This window comes from Halobacteriovorax sp. (assembly GCF_048381875.1).
Lineage (GTDB): Bacteria > Bdellovibrionota > Bacteriovoracia > Bacteriovoracales > Bacteriovoracaceae > Halobacteriovorax_A > Halobacteriovorax_A vibrionivorans.
Genome location: NZ_JBLXBP010000001.1, coordinates 624,897 through 642,450 on the forward strand (window position 1 = coordinate 624,897; position 17,554 = coordinate 642,450).

Genomic DNA, 17,554 nt, shown 5'->3' on the forward strand with positions numbered 1-17,554 from the left:
TTTATAATGAAAGTAATCATAAGTTTACTACTGCTTCTGCCTGCCTTTGGTGCTGGGCTTAAAATTGGAAATGACCTAACGTCAAACCCTGTTGAGGGAACAATCCGTCTTACATGCTCTGATCGTAATGGAAGAGACTTTCGCTTTGTCGATTGCCGCGCAAACTTCTTAAGTCCATCAGAATTCTCAAAATTCGTTCTTGGTGAAGGTGAAAGAGTTGATGCTGATGAAGTAACTCTTTACTACAAAGACCACAAGGGTCGCACGAAATCAAAATCATCACGCTTTGACTCTGAAAAAGGTGAAAGTAAGAATAGATTCAATCTTTGGATACATACACTTTTTCAAAGACCTCTCCTAAATTATTACGGAGAAAATGAAGTTGAGTATAAGCTTGAAAAAGATGGACGCGAAGTTGCAACAGGAAAGTTTGTCGTTAATGTTGAAAAACAAGAAACGAAATACTGCCCTCAAGCAAGTTACTGGTCAAGCAACCTAGATGACTGCCGCTTCCCTTCTAACTACTGTAGTCGATATTTCCGCGATTATAATTATTGCCAATAATAAAAAAAGCCTCCATTTCGGAGGCTTTTTTTTCTATCCTAGATACTTTATTAAACACGGTATAGAGCAGATGCCCAAGTAAACCCTGCACCGAAAGCCGCTGAGGCCACAAGCATACCAGGCTTTAAAACACCTTCTTTCATGGCATCATGCATTCCAAGTGGAATTGTTGCCGCTGTGGTATTTCCATATTTTTGAATTGTATTGAATACTTTTTCTTCTGGGATTCCCATCATTTCAGCAACCTTAGAATTAATTCTTAGGTTTGCTTGGTGAAATAAGAAAACATCCACATCATCAATTGTAAGATTATTCTTTTCAAGTAGAGCACCAAGACTTTCTGCCATTCTCTTCGTTGCGTGAACAAAAACAGTGCGCCCATTCATTTGTGGGTAATGTAATTTTTCGTCAAGCATTTCTTGAGACATTCTTTCAGATGAATCAAATCCTGTTCCCGGAGCTGGAATCCATAATTCCTTAGCATACTTTCCATCACTATGAAGACTTGCATCGATGAAACATGGCTCTGTTTTTTTATCGTTAACTTCAGATGCACTCATAACAATTGCACCGGCTCCATCGCCAAATAAAACAGCAACATTTCTTCCATCAGGCGTTTGATCTAAGCCTTTTGAATGAACTTCTGCTCCAACAACAAGAATATTTTTATTTGTTCCTGTGGAAATAAATTTATCTGCAACAGACATTGCATAAAGAAAGCCAGAACATTGTTGTCTTAAGTCTAGACAAGGAATTTCACTCATTCCAAGTTTTGCCTGAAGAAAGCAACCTGTACCAGGAAAGTCAAAGTCAGGAGAAAGAGTTGCAAAAACAATCATATCTATATCTTCTTTATTAAGCCCAGCATTTGAAATTGCTTCTTCACTTGCTTTTACGGCCAAATCAGATGTTGATGTTTTAGAATCAACCCAATGACGTTGCTCAATTCCCGTTCTTTGAACGATCCACTCATCAGAAGTGTTCATCATTTCTTCGATATCAGTATTCTTATAAACTTTTGGTGGTACGTAAGAGCCCACACCAATAATTTTACTTGCCAATACACCCATAGTATTTCCTTTTCATAAATCTTCTTACATTTGAATTGGTGAATGATATTTTACAAATTTAACACAATATTCTTAGATGCGATAGATAGCTACCTTACAATTTTATCTTTATTAATTTGCCCCGACATAACTTTTATGCTCGAGTATTTGCCCTGTTTTTTTATTGGCCATCATATTTTTTCTTGTTAACATATTTATATTCCAAGGAAGGAATTAAAATGACTAAGCTTAGTCACCTTTTGGTGCTTTTATCCATTCAAATAAGTTTCAGTGTTCACGCAAGTGTTCACTTTAATCTTACCTCAACCCCTCTCAGTAAAATAAATTACTATCCTAAGAATATTGAAAAGTATCTAAATAAAACTCATTCAAAAAACAATTCAAAACAAAATCTCAAGCAGGCCTTGCGCAATATTATTGTCTCAGGACATATAAGAAAGGCCGGGCAAAAAGATATCTTAACAAGTTCATGTAAAGGTCTAAAAAATTGCTACGAGCAAAAAGCTCCTGACAGTTACAAGCAAGCAAGAAAGTATCTATTTGGAGATATTTATCTGAGACAAAGTCGCGGTCAGTACCTTGTTAAAGATGTTTATTGTAACCAAGAAATTGGTGAAAACGATGGTATCGGGCCAATGCAGATTCCAAATCACCGAGTCATGAATTGTGAACATAGCTGGCCTCAATCTAAATTTAACCCTAACGAAAGTCGCAACACACAGAAAAATGACCTTCACCACCTCTTTCCAGTAAACTCTCGAGCGAATTCATCAAGAAGCAATCATCCTTTTGGCGAAGTAACTGGGCGAGCTGTAAACTCTAATTGTACATCTTCTTCAATAGGAGAGGTTAATTACGAGAATCAACTAACCACATCTTTTGAACCGCCACTAGAGATAAGAGGGAACATTGCTCGCGCTCTATTCTACTTCTCTACTCGCTACAACTTAGCAATTGATGAGGCCCAAGAGTACTACTTAAGAAGATGGCACCGTGAAGATCCAGTTGATGATTTTGAAGTGCAAATTAACAATCGAATTTATGAAATTCAAAATAGTCGTAACCCATTTATTGACGACGAAGAATTAGTCAATGCTATTAAAGATTTTTAAATACTCAATTTTTATAATGGCCATTATTTCTTGTGCCACTCCTACTAAAGAAAAAACTAAGCCTCTCACTCGTCGAGAGCGTCAACTTCTATATTACCAACGTCTAAGAGCTGCCCAGTGGCAGGAGATAACAAAGAAGAAAAAATCGACTCCTTCATATCACAGAGACAAGAAAATATCGGTTCAGCCTAAGCGCCAAAAGAAAAAAGAGAAAAAGAGGCCACAAATTATCCCAGTTGATCCACATGGACAAAGAATTGAAATAGAGCAATTACTAACATTCCATTGCATAAAACAACGTATGGATAATTGTGATGAATTATCGACTCGTATTTTTGATAAGTGTCTCCAAGAATATAATCCCGGAGACAGAAGACTAACTGACTGTGTAAAAAAATCTCTTAAATAGAAGTTTAATTTGCTGTTTTCTTCTTTTTTTCATCTGATGAATCATCATTCTTCTTAGCTTGCTTTTGTTGCTCTCTGGCTTGCTCGTCTTGTTTTTCTTGGGCCTTTTGTTTTGCCTTTTCAATTCGTTTAAAAGACAAATCTGTTACATTATCTAATTTTCCAGAATTGGCCCCAACTGCTTTCCCAGCTCTTCTCCATTGATTAACTCTTGTTCTTCCTCTTCACCTTTCTTCTTCGCATCGGGACGCTTCCTAAATCGCCAGTAAGCTTGAATGAGATTCTTACACTCCTTCTCTTCAAGCTTGAGTCTTTCCTTCAGGTTCATAAATTTCTCCTTGGTCACATTTTGGGAAATATATTCTATTTGGCCACAGTGGTGCATCAATAGCAACTTAAGAGAGTTATAGATTTTCAAAGTGCATAAAATTAAGTTTTTCTAAACCATTAATTAAGTTTTAAGAAGTTAGATACTACTTATTGAGTTAAGTACCGCAAAGGGGTATAATTTAATAAATGAAAAGCTTAGTGATAAACACGACATTAAAGGCTTCAGTGGATGAAATTCTGAGCAATTTCAATGCAAAAACAATGCAAGAAGCAACTCCACCCTTCATCAATCTTGAAGTTACGCGCTTTGATGGAGTTGAATATGCTAATCAGACACATATGATTACTTCTATCCTTGGTCACTACCAGTCTTGGATAATTGAAGTGATGCAAACAAAGAGAACCGACAAAGGTATAATTATTCGAACAGAGGCCACAGAGTGCCCATTCCCGTTTAATCTTTGGATTCACACTTATCATATTCGTATGCTTGAAAATGGCATGACTAAAATAACAGATAATATAAAGTATAAAACAGAAAACTTTCTCTTTGATCTTTTAATCTACCCTATCGTCTACTTCATTATGTACTACCGTAAGCCAATTCTAATGGATAAGTATAATAAAGAAGTCAATATATAGACTCTTATGAATAAAGAAAAACGCGCTCATTGTGATAAATGTCACAGGCCTTTGAAGTCTTGTCTATGCGCACATGTAAAACCAGTAGAAATTCAAACTCCTATTACTATTCTTCAAAGTAAAGATGAGGCAAAGCACCCATTTAACACAGCAAAGTTTGGGCCACTTGCTAGTGATAAGATTAGGATTATAAAAAGTGATGATATTACAGAAGAAATAATAGACGATCTTACTTCAACAGAATCGTTTCTATTATTTAAGAATGAACACTCAAGGCCTATTTCTAAAAGCGATCTTCCAAAGGGAGAGATGATAGTCTTAGATGGAACATGGAAGAAGGCCAAAGGTGTTTACTTTAAATGGCCTAAGCTAAGTTCGATTCCGTGCTACCACCTTGAAGAAGATCAAAGAACGATCTACTCCTCAATAAGAAAGTCCTGTGGTGAAGAACATTTATCGACTTTAGAGGCCATAGGAATGACTTTAAAAGCACTTGGGGAACTCAATGAAAATTCTTATGAGGAATTAATTTCTCCACTAAAAAAGCTAATTGAACAACAAGAAGCTTTCAAAAAATGATACAATATATTGTATGAAGATGCTTGTCTCTCCTCGCCTTAGTGAACTTGACTCATGCCCTTACTTAGAAGGTCACATGGAACAACATGAATTCTTCTTTGCGGGAGAGCTGGCCTTAGATGAACTTGATTATCTTTTGCAACACGGTTGGAGAAAATTTGGTCAATTCGTCTTTCGCCCCACGTGTCCAAATTGCACAAAATGTATTCCTCTTAGAGTTGACCTCTCCAGCTTTAAAGCAACTAAGAATCAAAGAAAGTTTCTAAAAAAACATCAACACCTGCAAATTAAGTTTACTCCTCTAATCTTTAGAAAAAGACATTATGAAATATATAGAAAGCACGGTATCGAGAGATTTCAAAATAGTATTGATGCTTCAATTATAGATAATGAGCAATTATTTAAAGAGACTTTTTATCGCTTTACTGGAACCCAATTATTGAGTGAAATTTTTGAGGATGGTAAATTGATAGCTTTTGGTATCTTAGAGCAGTCAGAAAGTGCTCTTAGTAGCGTTTATTTTAGTTATGATCCAGACTACGAGAAAATGAGCTTGGGTCACCTTGGAGCATTAAGTGAGATCTTATATGCAAAAAGTATAGGCCTTGAATATTACTACTTGGGATACTGGGTTGAAGAAAATAAGTACATGAGATATAAATCCCGCTACACCCCTCATCAATTATATGACTGGAAAGAGCAGACTTGGAAATTAGCGGATAATTCTTCGAAAGGTTAAATTTATCCTTGGCCCAACTTTTCTTGCAGTTTTATTTAACTGGTGCTTCCAGTAATGTTGGGTTGCTCCCTTCATAATAAGTAAGCTTCTATCCTCTAACTCGATTTCTACTTTTTCACATGATTTATCAAATCGATGCTTTAAGACAAATTTTCGAGTTTCACCAAAAGAGGCCGAAGCGATGACTGGGTTTCGCCCTAAACTTTCTTCATCATCACTATGCCATGAGGCGTAGTCTCTTCCATCGCGATAGAGATTACAAAGACAGCCATTAAATCTTTCACCTGTTATTGCTTCAATTTCATCTTTAATCGTTTTTAATTCTTTATTCCAATCATTTCGTAAAAGCTTGATTCCTGAGTAACTATATTCCATATCAGTTGAATACCATGCCTGAAGTCTAGGAATATCGTGAGTTTTACCATAAAGCGTAATGTGATCTTGGCGTAGATTTAACGAGTTCTTCAAAGCCTCAAAGTCAACTTTTGTGCGTCCAAAGAAATTTGGGTAATAAATGACTTTAGCGTCTTTTAAATTATAGACAACTTCATCACTCGTTTCTTGTGTACTTTCTCCAAAGAGGTCAAATTGATTCATGGCCAGATATTAGCACTAAGAGCATAAACTCTTCAAATCACAAGTCTAAAAATGCCAAAAATAGGACACGCTCATAAATAGCGTAATTCCTGCCTAAGTACCTAAAATCTCTATAAATCTTATATAATAGTAAGAGATTAACCAAAGGTTCGCTAAAATTAGTATACAAGGTAAGGAGTTTGCTATGCATATGGCACAACGAAATTTCATCATATTCAAAAAAATCTTAATTACTGTGATTTCATGGTCTCTATTATTTACACCAACAGCAAATGCTTTGGCACAGCAAGAGACTACTCCAACACAGCAGGAAACTTCAGCACATCAAGAAGGCACAGAGACTGAAACTGAAACATCACAACAGTCGACGACGCAAAATAGCACACCACCTTCGAGTATGAATCCTAATTACTGCCATGAAGATGGTAGTGCTAAGGACTGCCCTAGTAAGTATGTTTATAATTGCCATCTAAAGAGCTGTGTAGCGAATGAAGATAACGAAAACTACAACCAAGAGTATATGAAATGCGGTGGTAGTGAGAAGTGTCAGGAAGAACTTAAAGCGGATGCTAAAATGTTCACAGAACATAAGGCCACTGATGCTAGTTCCGTAAAATCCAAAGACGATGTACTTCGTTATCTAAAAGTTGCTGCAAATATTGGATATGGATGTGTACTCCTTGGAGCCGGTGGTTGTGATACCGACTTTGGTCTACAGCTAGCAGCAGTTATTATTATGTCATCAGCAGTCATGAGCTTAATGGGAGATACATATAAGGATGACTTTAAGAATGCAAAGAAACGTCTTGAGAACCTAGAGAAAACTGATGAAAAAGGCTGGAACCATAGAATTCAAAGAGAAGCACTAAAAGCAGAAATTGATATGTTAAAGGACATGGAAAAAGCAGCCAAGAAGAAGATGAAGCACCATCAGAGAACATCCACACTAATATCAATTGTTGGGATTTTAGCTGGTATTTGTATCGCTTTAACTTGGACTGGTTGTAGTGTAAGTAATCCATGTTCTGGTTGGGCCTTTGGCTTAAGTGCTGTCGCCTTTGTCTTAGAGATGAAAGCTAATCAAATTGCGAAAAAGGCCATGAAGAGTGCGCAAAGTGCACGTCAAAAAGCTCAGAAAGTTTTAAAGAAATTAGAAAGCCGATATAATAACCAATACAGTGCAGGGAGAACGCAAAAGATTGCAACGAGCTCCGCTGGAACCGTCGGTCAGTCTGACTTCCAAAACGCTTCAGTATCTCAAAATGAAGCATCTGCAGGAAATGTTCAAGGAGAAGTCATTTCGGAAGTTCCTGAAATGAATGTTAATATGGGCTCACTTGGAACAAACGGACAGAACTTTCTTAACGAAACAGGTGGAGCAGAAGTAATCGAAGGCTTCAACCGCACAGTTAAAGAAGGTGATACAAAGTATGTTAACGATTCTATCGATAAGAATGCAGCTAAAATTTCAAAAGCAGCAAGAAAGGTATTAGAACTAGTCGCAAAATCAAAGAAGGCCGACGATAAAGCAAAGTCTGCGGCAAATGCATTTCTAAATCCTAATAGTGAAGATAGTCAAAGATTTCTTGCTAATACTTTAGCAGATAATACATCCCCTATTGCCATGGCACTAAATTACCGTAAAGCAGGTGGTGCAAATGCTAGTAAAGAATTAGAAAATAATACAAAAGTAAAACCTGAAACGGCCGTTGCCTACGATAGCTCGTCAAAAGATTATTTAAAGAAAATCAAGGCCCAACTTGAAGATTATGAATCGCTCCTAGCTGATGATACAGGAATTATGGCCATGAGTAATTTTGGAGACCCAACTGTTGATAGCAATGCTGTTGATCAATTAAACCAAAATAACAAAGACCCAAAAGAGACGATTCATAAAGACTCTGGAGTCTCTCTATGGAAAATTATTTCAAATCGTTATAACGAAATAAAATTGAAGAAAATTCTAGATTAAAAAAACTCTAAGCTTCACAGCATGAGTCATTTGACTTTGATGCCTGTGAAGCTTTCTTTGCCTCTAGCTCATCACAAATCTTTTGAAATTCTCGATGAAAGATATGTTTAAACTTCACCATCTCGTAATTAGCTGAAATGCCATGACGCTTTTTAGGATCTTCTTCAGGTACATCTAAGGCCACTGGAGCTGTTTGTGCAAAGAAGTCATCGTTAAGTTTATGAACACCAAGACCAAATGGTAAGAACTTATTTCCAATAGTGAAAACAGGGCGCCCACAACTTAGTGCCTTAAGGGCAAAATGTGGAAACTTCGCTTCAGTATCAATGACATAATTAGCACCAGCATAAAGAGGAGCTAGCTCGCCTGAGCACTTATTTCCAAAAAAGAATTGAGGATACTGGCCAAGAAGTTCACCTAAATGATCTTCTTTACCAATGAATTTAAATTTATGATCTTTATAAGTTTCAATAAAAAGGCGTGCTTCTTCAATACTTAGAGGTTCACAATTTATTAAGAAGTAATCCCTTTTAAACATGCCCTCAGGTAATACTTTATAGTCTTTAAGAGATGTTGCCGGTGTTACCTGTTTTGCATTTGGAAATTGAGATAAGATATATTCTTCATTAGTCCAAAGAGTGTCGGCCCTCTTTAAGTACTTCATTTGCTTTGAACGAACAAAGGAGCTAAAAAATCTTTTCAAAAGAGAAAGGTTTTTCTTACCTTGATTAATGTCTTCAATGAGATAAGTAAATAGATGGGTCTTATCACAAACCTTGATTTCTTGTGAAAAACCTCGAGAGAGATTGACAACTAAATCAACACTACAAGGTATAAATAGTCCCTGGGCAGCTCCATGAATAAGATGAGACTTATCAAGTAGTTCATCCCAAGACTTAACCATCTTGCTTAAAAAAGTTGAATGAATTTTACGTTGCTCAACTGGCCCAATTACCTGCCCCTGTCTATGTACAAGTGTATAGAGTTCAACATTTTCACCAATTACACCCATCATTGTTTCAAGACATTCAATATAAAAGTCTCTTTCAACAACAGCATCACAACTTACAACAACTTTTAGCATATATTTCTCTTCTACTTTTTGTATTCTCTAAAGAATTTTGCCGTTCTCTCAATCCCTTCAGCAAATGTTACTTTTGGTAAATATCCTAATTTCATAACACGATTTATATCTGGTCTTCTACGCTTAGGATCATCTTTTGGTAATTCTTGATAAGTTAATTTTGAAGATGAATCAAGAGCATCAACAATCAACTCCCCTGTTTCTTTAATTGAGTACTCATCAGGGTTTCCAATATTATATGGCATATGATCACCAAGCATTAAAACGTGATCAATAGCATTAGCAAGATCCGTCACATAACAAAATGATCTCGTCTGACTTCCATCACCATAAACAGTAATATCTCGTCCTTCTAAGGCTTGATTGATAAAGTTTGGAATAACTCTCCCATCATCTGGACGCATTCTTGGCCCATATGTATTAAAGATACGAATAATTTTTGTATCCACATTATATTTTCGACGATAAGTCATTGTTAATGCTTCAGCATAACGTTTCGCTTCGTCATAGCAGCTTCTTGGACCAATTGGATTTACATGACCAACATAATCCTCGGTTTGAGGGTGAATCTCTGGGTCTCCATAAACCTCAGAAGTTGATGCCTCTAAAAAGCGTGCCCCATGATCCTTTGCAAGCTCTAATAAGTTTTGTGTACCAATCGAATTTACAGTCATAATTTCCAAAGGAATAACCTTAAAATCAATTGGTGAAGCTGGAGAAGCAAGGGATAAAATATAATCGAATTTTATATCTCCGAAATCTGGTAGGCCATGAGTTATGTCACATTCCGTAAAGTGGAAGTTTTCATATTTAGATAGTAATTCAATATTTGACTTAGACCCTGTAATAAAATTATCTAAACCATAAACAGTAGCACCTTTATCTAAATATAATTGTGCCACAGTAGAAGGAACAAATCCGGCTGCACCTGCAATTAAGAAATTCTTCCCTTTGTGATCCATTGGTAATTCTAACATCTATATATTCTCCGTACTTTTAATAATTCGTTTGTGCTTCAAGACGTTCTTGTTTTCGATTGGCCAATTGTAGCATTGTGGAACTTAACAGTAAAAGTATACCACCTGTAATCTGAACAAAGCTCAGCTTTTGATCAAGGGCAACCCAGTTAATAATCACAGCAAAGAATGGAAATGACATTTCGGCCAAAGTACAAACTTTTGCCGTTACCAAGCTTAGACCTCGGTAGTAGAAATACATACCAAAAACACCTGATATTAGAGCGAGTACACTAACTTTTGCCCACAACTCCATTGGAAAGACAAGGCCAACATCATTAGCGGCCATAAATGGAATAATTGCAATGAAACCAACGGCAAAACGGATGGCCATAACTTCTTTTTCAATCCATCCCTGTTTGATTAAATACTTTCCAAAAACTGTCGCACTCCCCCAACTTATGACTGCAATTAAGGCAAGACAAAGTCCATACAATGATGAGCGATCAAAGCTCAATTTTCCTGTTTTAATGAGGTTGATTGCACTAACAATATCATAATAACTAATTAAGATAGCTCCTAAAATAGCTAGGAGCGCCCATACAAGAAATCGTTTAGTGATTCTTTCTTTTAGAATTATATAGGCAAGACTTATGGCCACAAATGGTTGTAACTTCTGTAGTAAAATAACAAGAGAAGGGTTTATAAGTGAGAAAGACTTTGTAAAAGACAATGTAGCAATTGCTGAACCCATTGCTCCAATTATGAGAAAGCATAGAAGTTCAAATGCCTTCATTCTCATGATTTTCTTTCTTGCCGCATAGAGACCAGGTAAGAAAATAATCGTTAAAAACAAATGCTCACCGAAGACAATAATTTCACTACTCTTATACTTATAAAGAAGAGGATATCTTATAAGAGTATCAAGGGCCCAAATAAAGCAGGCAATTAGAATGAAAATTAATCCTTTCACTACTTATTATATTCCTTCATAAAGTTATCAAATGACTCTTTGGCACGATCTGATGCCAATTGTTTTTTTACTTTCTTTCTATTTTTACGATCACGTCTTTGCTCCTTTGTAAGAGCAACCGGTGGTAGTAATCCGAAATTAATATTTGATGGCACAGGCTTTGGCACAGTCATTACATAGTTTACGAGTGCTCCCATTCCTGTTTCAACTGGAAATGGCCTTACTTCTTCACCTCTTAATTTCTTAAGTAGTTGAAAAGCAACATAAAGTCCCATTGAAGCAGACTCAGTGTAGCCTTCAACACCAGTTATTTGACCTGCAAAGTAAATATTTGGGAACTTCTTAACACTTAAATCAAAGTCTAGAAGAGTTCTTGAATTGATAAAAGAGTTTCTATGAACAGAGCCAAGATGAAGAAAACTAGCGTTTTCAAATCCAGGGATCTTACTAAAGACGCGTTTTTGCTCAGGATATTTTAGACGAGTTTGGAAACCAACCATATTAAAAGCTGAGCCAAGTAAGTTTTCACGTCTTAATTGTACACAAGCATATGGTAGAGAACCATCAGGAAGCTCAAGTCCAATTGGTTTCATACAAGAGAAACGGGCCGTATCAACGCCACGCTCGGCCATGATATCAACAGGCAGGCATGACTCGAAGAATTTATAATCCTCAAAGTTTTGAGCTGGTACTTTTTCGGCCTTAACAAGCTCAGCAATGAAATCTTCATACTGTTCTTTATTCATTGGAGCATTAAGATAGTCTGCCTGCTCCCCTTCTTCTTCACTTACCGGCTTATGGCGATCTTTATAATATAGTTTTGAGTAATCCAGACTATCGCCATCTACCACTGGGGCAATAGCATCATAGAAATAAAAGTCATCATCAGAGATATTCTTAACAATCCAATTCGAGAGACCTTCTGTTGTTAATGGACCAGAAGCAATAACACATGCATCTGCTTCATACTTTGCCATTAACTCTTGTGGATCACTTGCGTCCATGGCCACAACTTCAATATTTTCATGATTATGAAGGCGATCAGTTACTTCTCCAGAGAATCCATCACGCTCAACGGCAAGAGCATCCCCTGCTGGAACTGCATGCTTGCGAGCACAATCAAGGATGATTGATCCAAGTGCATCCATTTCGTATTTCAATAGTCCGTGGCCAGAAGCTGGATTCATTGATTTTAAAGAATTGGTACAAACTAACTCGGCAAAAGCATCAATCTTTTGTGCAGGATTCTTCTTAACAGTTTTCGATTCGACTAAGACAACCTTAACACCTTGATTTGCTAGAAAGTTTGCTGCTTCACTACCGGCCATACCGGCACCAATTACTATAACTTTGTGTGAGTTAGACAATTTCAACCTCTTTAATATACTTATATGATGATATAGACCTTATATATGCAAACATGCTATAAAGTCCATTAATTACCAGTATTTAAGTATTATTATTAACATAGAGACGACGCAATGCAAATAGTCATTCACCAAACAGATCACACAATTGGCAACTTTACACAAATTTACAAATACATAGAAAACCTAACGAGTTCTGAAGACTTTCAAGATAATATACATATCTTTCCTGAAACATTTCTTTCAGGCTATCCTCTTCAGGATTTAGTCCTACAAAAAACATTTATTCGCCAATACCATGAACTTTTACAGGCCCTGAGAGATTTATTTGCAAAGATAAAGCTTTCAGATAAAACGGCGCTTCTTATTGGTGGGCTACGCTACGAATTTAAAGATAACGCAGATATTCCTTCAAATATCTATAACGTTATTTACGAAGTAACAAAGAAATCAAATTTCAATGATATTTACACAAAATGTCTTCTTCCAGATTACGATATATTTGATGAATCTAAATATTATACACCTGGGAGTGCCCCATGTATCTGGTCTCATGCAGGTTGTGATTTCGGCCTAGTTATTTGTGAAGATATGTGGCATTCTGAACAATATGCTGTTAACCCGCTACAAATGCTAATGGATGAGGCCAATGGCAAAGAGTTGAATGGAATAATCAATTTTTCAGCTTCTCCATGGAATATCGATAAAGAAGAAAAGAGAATTAAGCGTGCCAGCGAAATATCACGAGTATTTAAGACACCATTCTACTATGTGAATAAAGTTGGTGCAGAAGATGAAATCATCTTTGATGGTGCAAGTTTTGTCGTTAATGAAACACAAGTCATTGCCAAAGCAAAATCCTTTAAATCAGATCTTATGAAGGTTGAGATTGCCAAAAAATCAAAAATTGAGAATCTTGGAGTGGCCCCTGTTGGTGCTAACTCTTGGGAGTCATTATTTGGGCCACATATCGAAAAGATAAACGGAAAAATGAGCCTTAAAAAGCTCAGCGATGACAAACTTGATGCTATTTTAGGTGCTTTAAACCTAGGTTTACAAGATTACGCTAGAAAGTGTGGCATGAACAAATTCTTGGTAGCTCTATCAGGAGGAATTGATTCGGCACTTGTTCTAACGCTTGTGAAGTTATTTCTAAAGCCGGGCCAAGAAGTTGAGGCCATTTATATGCCAAGTAAATTCTCCGCATCACTAAGTTGGGAAATTAGTGATAAATTATGCAAGAATCTTGGAATTAAATTACATAATCTACCAATCAAATTCCTCCATTCATCTGTGCAAAACCTCTTTAATGATAACCTCGACCCATTAGAAGGCCTTGCAGATGAAAATATTCAATCGAGACTACGAGGCTCCTTACTATTTGCTCGCTCAAATCAAACAGGTGCCATGGTTATAAATACATCAAACAAGTCAGAGTTAGCTGTTGGTTATTCGACTCTATATGGAGACTCTGTTGGTGCCATTAGCCTATTGGGAGATCTCTACAAAAGTGAAGTCTTTGCTCTGGCCAGACATATCAATAAGAATTTCAATGATATTATTCCAGTTGAGGTTATTGAAAGGCCACCAAGTGCAGAATTAAGGGCCGATCAAAAAGATGAAGATTCTTTACCTCCATATGAAACACTGGATATGATATTAGAATCATACCTTTCTTATCGCTACGACTTACCAGATCTTCTTAATTTAGGGTTAAACAAAACTGAAGTTGAAAGGGTGATAAAATTGATATTAAATAGTGAGTACAAAAGACAACAATTTTGTCCTATACTAAAATTGAAAGACAAAAGCTTTGGTTTTGGTCGACGAGTGCCGATATGTAAGAAGGTTGATTTTAATCTCGAATAACAATAGTGATTCGAATACGCATACTAAGAGGAGTAATGAAATGAATAAAGCCTTTGAAAGAGTTCTTAGCTCATTTGATGAAGTTAAGTCTATGGTTGATGGAGTTATGGCAAATAAGTCCGTTAAAGAAGTTGAAAAAAATGTAAAAGACTTTATTGGCCAAGTTGAAAAAGAAGCCAAAAATGTAATGGATAAAGATATTCCTCGAGTAGTGAAAACATTAAAGAAAGAAGGTCAAAAAGTTGAGAAGCTTGTTGATTCAACAATACAAAAAGAAGTTAAAGCTGCTAAGAAATACCTAGATGGACATATTAAAGATGTTCAAAAGCTTCAAAAACAGCTGGATAAATTTCTTAAAGATGAAATGAAAAAAGCTAAGAAAAAAGCTTCAAAAAAAGTGAAAGAAGCTGAATCAACTATAAAGAAAAAGGCCAAGCAAGCAACAGGCCTAAAGAAAGCTGCTAAAAAGAAAGTAGCAAAGAAAAAAACAACAACTTCTTCTGCAAAGAAGAAGACAGCGAAGAAAGCTGCCAAAAAAGCTACTTCAAAGAAGAAGGCAACTGGTGTAAAGAAAGCAGCAAAGAAAACAGCCAAGAAAGCAGCAAAGAAGACAGCAAAGAAAAAAGCCAAATCTTCGACTTCAAAAAAGAAGTCAACTCGCCAATCAACAAGAAGAGCTTAAAATTGTAAATGATTAAAACCTGGGCAGAGTCCTACTCTGCCCTCATATATAAGGTGCAGTCATGGAAAAAAGTCTCAATCAACATATTCAAAAACTTCTTCCGAAGTTTAAACAGTCTAAAAAAACAGAAATCAACCATTTATTACCTAAGGTTGCCACTATGAGTGAAAAAGAGCTTAGAGAAGTTCTTCACAAGATGGCCGGTAGCTTCTCCTGTTATAATTTCCTTCAGATAGGCTCTACACTAAAGGCATTTGAGATGGATCAGCATCTTGACTCAAAGCGTGATCGTGTAAAGAAGGCGCTAGAAGAGATATTGCGAGAATTATAGATAACGTAGTATTTTTATTAACATTCCTCTTTATTTAAGGGATAATGCACACTTAATTACCCTAATTAGAGAGGATTATTTGAAGAAGCTTGAAAGAAATTTAGGGCTATCATCAGTCATTTCCATAAGTATTGCATCAATGCTCGGATCAGGTATTTTTGTTCTGCCAGGTCTAGCTTTTGAAGTAACAGGTCCATATGTTTGGATTTCATATTTAATTGCAGCACTATGTGTTCTACCTGCAGCACTTTCTAAGTCAGAACTTGCTACGGCCATGCCTGCCTCAGGTGGTACTTATATTTATATCGAAAGAACTTTTGGGCCAATGGCCGGAACAATTGCAGGCTTAGGACTATGGATCTCCCTGCTTTTAAAAGCGGCATTTGCCCTCATGGGTTTTGGTGCATACTTAAGTACATTGACAACAAGTTTCGATCTAAAATATCTGGCGTTATTTCTAACAGTTATCATCACTATTTTAAATATTATTGGTGTTGGTAAAGTTAGTGGGCTACTCATTGTTGTTGTCATTACATCAACTCTTGGACTTACCATTTTAAATATTGGAACACTTTCAACTGCTTCCGTCATACCGGGTATTCCATTTTCATTCTCACATATGGATAGCATTTTATTAGCTTCAGGACTTGTTTTTATCTCTTATGCAGGAGTGACTAAAGTTGCTGCTATTGCAGAAGAAATTAAAACACCAGAGAAGAACCTCCCAAGAGGAATTCTTTTATCACTACTTATTGTGACGGTGCTTTATTGTGTAACGACACTTGCACTTGCTAAATTTCTACCTATTGATCAATTAAAAAGTAATTTGCGTCCAATTTATACATTGGCCCAAGTATTTGCGGGTAATACATTTGCAACAATCATGGCCATCTTGGCCATCCTTACCATGACTTCAATGGCAAATGCTGGGCTTCTTGCAGCATCACGCTTCCCTTTTGCCATGAGCCGAGACCACTTATTTCCAAAGTCCTTTGGCCATATACATCGTAAATTTTTAACACCTGTGTGGAGTATTCTTGCATCAGGGATTATTATTGCTTGTGCTATCTATTTCTTAAATATTGCAAAAATTGCAAAACTAGCATCTGCATTTATCTTAGTGCTTTATATGTTTGTAAATATAACTGTCATCGCTTTACGAGAAACACATATTCAATGGTATAGACCGACTTATAAATCACCATTTTATCCATATATACAAATTTTTGGAATCATCTCAACTTTCTACTTATTAGTAATGATGAAAGATCTTGCAATTATTGGTCTTGTCTCAATTTCAGTCCCAGGTATTTTGATATACTTCTTATATGCAAAAAGTCGTGTTAACCGCAAAGGAGTACTTGGAATTCGTGGAAAGAGAAAGGATCTATTCGATGATACACCAAACTTTTCACCAACAATGCACTCACTTGGCCGTTGTGAGCTAGACCAAGATGCCAATGTCGTCGTTGCCTTGGTTGGAAATGAAAAATCTCCAGAGATGCTCATTGATATTGGAACTTCACTCGCAGATGGAGAGCAAATAGAGGTGGCCCATTTAACAGAGGCGCCAGAACAATCTGACCTGAATGATTTTACAGATGAAGATCCTAATCTTCGCTCATTAAGACGACGTGTTGTTGCAATGGCCATTGAAAAAACAACACCTATTAACTTTGATCCTATTGTTACACACGACCTTTCTAAGTCAATTTTTGAAATTGGACAACGACTTCACTGTAATTGGTTATTCATGGAGTGGAAAGGAAGACTTCGCGGTACATTTACAACTCAAAGTCCAGTTGCGTGGCTGCGTTCACACCTAAGCTGTCACCTAGCAATTTACAGAGATAAAGGAGTAAGATACACAAGAAAAATTCTTATTATCCTTGATGAGAATTCTAATGATGAAGTACTTGCACAAGCAGCATATCATATTGCAAAAAATAACAATGCAGAGCTCACTTTTGTATACTTAACAAATAAAGACTTGGATATTAGCGAAACATCAAACCTAGAAAAGTATATTAGAGATCTCTCTGATGAACTTGATGTAAGAGCAGTTGGTCACATCGAGCACTATCAAAATAAGATTGAAAAGATTGAATCTCTAAGTGTTGAATACGATCTTCTATTATTCAACACAAGTACTAATTATAAGTGGTATAACGTCTTTGGTACTGAAGATGATAAGATTATTGCTCAAGCTTCTTGTTCTGTTTTAGGTATCCATACAGCGCCAGCATAAAGAAGCAATAATGACTAGGAAGGATTAATTT

The 17,554-nt window shown here is 36.4% G+C and carries 19 protein-coding genes; 11 read left to right on the forward strand and 8 right to left on the reverse strand.

The window, feature by feature from the left end:
• Positions 1-6 precede the first annotated feature (6 nt).
• Positions 7-564 (forward strand): hypothetical protein, encoded by a 558-nt coding sequence (locus tag ACN5L8_RS02905; RefSeq protein ID WP_115363232.1) that lies wholly within the window; start codon positions 7-9, stop codon positions 562-564.
• Between the two features lie 50 nt (positions 565-614).
• On the opposite strand, the gene ACN5L8_RS02910 is transcribed toward ACN5L8_RS02905, so the two are convergent.
• Positions 615-1,634: a 3-oxoacyl-ACP synthase III family protein gene (locus ACN5L8_RS02910; RefSeq protein ID WP_120404982.1), complete on the reverse strand. Its 1,020-nt coding sequence runs from the start codon at positions 1,632-1,634 to the stop codon at positions 615-617.
• Positions 1,635-1,852: 218 nt separating this feature from the next.
• On the opposite strand from ACN5L8_RS02910, the gene ACN5L8_RS02915 reads away from it, so the two are divergent.
• Positions 1,853-2,746, forward strand: a complete 894-nt coding sequence (locus ACN5L8_RS02915) for an endonuclease I family protein (RefSeq protein WP_419172252.1) — start codon at positions 1,853-1,855, stop codon at positions 2,744-2,746.
• The gene (locus ACN5L8_RS02920; protein ID WP_419172253.1) at positions 2,727-3,155 is read left to right on the forward strand and encodes a hypothetical protein; all 429 of its coding nucleotides are present in this window, start codon (positions 2,727-2,729) and stop codon (positions 3,153-3,155) included. The genes ACN5L8_RS02915 and ACN5L8_RS02920 overlap by 20 nt, the downstream gene beginning before the upstream one ends.
• Before the next feature lie 4 nt (positions 3,156-3,159).
• Here the strand turns inward: ACN5L8_RS02920 and ACN5L8_RS02925 are convergent, their stop codons facing one another.
• Positions 3,160-3,294: a hypothetical protein gene (locus ACN5L8_RS02925; RefSeq protein WP_334678389.1), complete on the reverse strand. Its 135-nt coding sequence runs from the start codon at positions 3,292-3,294 to the stop codon at positions 3,160-3,162.
• Positions 3,295-3,308: 14 nt separating this feature from the next.
• The gene (locus ACN5L8_RS02930; RefSeq protein ID WP_158536910.1) at positions 3,309-3,482 is read right to left on the reverse strand and encodes a hypothetical protein; all 174 of its coding nucleotides are present in this window, start codon (positions 3,480-3,482) and stop codon (positions 3,309-3,311) included.
• Between the two features lie 188 nt (positions 3,483-3,670).
• On the opposite strand from ACN5L8_RS02930, the gene ACN5L8_RS02935 reads away from it, so the two are divergent.
• From ACN5L8_RS02935 to ACN5L8_RS02945, 3 genes are read left to right on the forward strand one after another with little or no spacing between them, the layout of a single operon-like run.
• On the forward strand, positions 3,671-4,126 hold the full coding sequence (locus ACN5L8_RS02935) for a hypothetical protein (protein WP_115363240.1): 456 nt from the start codon (positions 3,671-3,673) through the stop codon (positions 4,124-4,126).
• A 6-nt stretch (positions 4,127-4,132) separates the two neighbouring features.
• Positions 4,133-4,705, forward strand: coding sequence for a DTW domain-containing protein (locus tag ACN5L8_RS02940; protein ID WP_419172254.1), 573 nt, complete (start codon positions 4,133-4,135; stop codon positions 4,703-4,705).
• 13 nt (positions 4,706-4,718) lie between these two features.
• The gene (locus ACN5L8_RS02945; RefSeq protein ID WP_412473482.1) at positions 4,719-5,444 is read left to right on the forward strand and encodes an arginyltransferase; all 726 of its coding nucleotides are present in this window, start codon (positions 4,719-4,721) and stop codon (positions 5,442-5,444) included.
• On the opposite strand, the gene ACN5L8_RS02950 is transcribed toward ACN5L8_RS02945, so the two are convergent.
• Positions 5,418-6,041, reverse strand: a complete 624-nt coding sequence (locus ACN5L8_RS02950; RefSeq protein WP_419172255.1) for an alpha-ketoglutarate-dependent dioxygenase AlkB family protein — start codon at positions 6,039-6,041, stop codon at positions 5,418-5,420. The two genes, ACN5L8_RS02945 and ACN5L8_RS02950, sit on opposite strands and share 27 nt — an antisense overlap.
• Before the next feature lie 184 nt (positions 6,042-6,225).
• Between ACN5L8_RS02950 and ACN5L8_RS02955 the strand changes: the two genes are divergently transcribed.
• Positions 6,226-8,013, forward strand: coding sequence for a hypothetical protein (locus tag ACN5L8_RS02955; RefSeq protein WP_419172256.1), 1,788 nt, complete (start codon positions 6,226-6,228; stop codon positions 8,011-8,013).
• Positions 8,014-8,020: 7 nt separating this feature from the next.
• Here the strand turns inward: ACN5L8_RS02955 and ACN5L8_RS02960 are convergent, their stop codons facing one another.
• The 4 genes from ACN5L8_RS02960 to trmFO are packed head-to-tail and all read right to left on the reverse strand — an operon-like array spanning position 8,021 to position 12,393.
• Positions 8,021-9,097 (reverse strand): hypothetical protein, encoded by a 1,077-nt coding sequence (locus tag ACN5L8_RS02960; RefSeq protein WP_419172257.1) that lies wholly within the window; start codon positions 9,095-9,097, stop codon positions 8,021-8,023.
• An 11-nt stretch (positions 9,098-9,108) separates the two neighbouring features.
• The gene (locus tag ACN5L8_RS02965) at positions 9,109-10,074 is read right to left on the reverse strand and encodes an NAD-dependent epimerase/dehydratase family protein (protein WP_205570947.1); all 966 of its coding nucleotides are present in this window, start codon (positions 10,072-10,074) and stop codon (positions 9,109-9,111) included.
• 19 nt (positions 10,075-10,093) lie between these two features.
• Positions 10,094-11,026 (reverse strand): DMT family transporter, encoded by a 933-nt coding sequence (locus ACN5L8_RS02970; RefSeq protein ID WP_115363252.1) that lies wholly within the window; start codon positions 11,024-11,026, stop codon positions 10,094-10,096.
• Positions 11,026-12,393, reverse strand: coding sequence for a methylenetetrahydrofolate--tRNA-(uracil(54)-C(5))-methyltransferase (FADH(2)-oxidizing) TrmFO (gene trmFO / locus ACN5L8_RS02975; protein ID WP_120404989.1), 1,368 nt, complete (start codon positions 12,391-12,393; stop codon positions 11,026-11,028). The genes ACN5L8_RS02970 and trmFO overlap by 1 nt, the downstream gene beginning before the upstream one ends.
• Positions 12,394-12,507: 114 nt before the next feature.
• On the opposite strand from trmFO, the gene ACN5L8_RS02980 reads away from it, so the two are divergent.
• The 4 genes from ACN5L8_RS02980 (at position 12,508) to ACN5L8_RS02995 (ending at position 17,523) form a co-directional block, all read left to right on the forward strand.
• Complete coding sequence (locus ACN5L8_RS02980; RefSeq protein WP_419172258.1) at positions 12,508-14,262, forward strand: NAD+ synthase; 1,755 nt, start codon at positions 12,508-12,510, stop codon at positions 14,260-14,262.
• A gap of 40 nt (positions 14,263-14,302) precedes the next feature.
• A complete protein-coding gene (locus ACN5L8_RS02985) occupies positions 14,303-14,944 on the forward strand; it encodes a hypothetical protein (protein WP_205570948.1) in 642 nt (213 codons plus the stop codon).
• Between the two features lie 61 nt (positions 14,945-15,005).
• On the forward strand, positions 15,006-15,275 hold the full coding sequence (locus tag ACN5L8_RS02990; protein WP_115363260.1) for a hypothetical protein: 270 nt from the start codon (positions 15,006-15,008) through the stop codon (positions 15,273-15,275).
• Positions 15,276-15,354: 79 nt separating this feature from the next.
• Positions 15,355-17,523 carry an APC family permease gene (locus ACN5L8_RS02995; RefSeq protein WP_419172259.1) on the forward strand — a complete coding sequence of 723 codons (2,169 nt, stop codon included), beginning with the start codon at positions 15,355-15,357 and terminating at the stop codon, positions 17,521-17,523.
• Positions 17,524-17,554 lie beyond the last annotated feature (31 nt).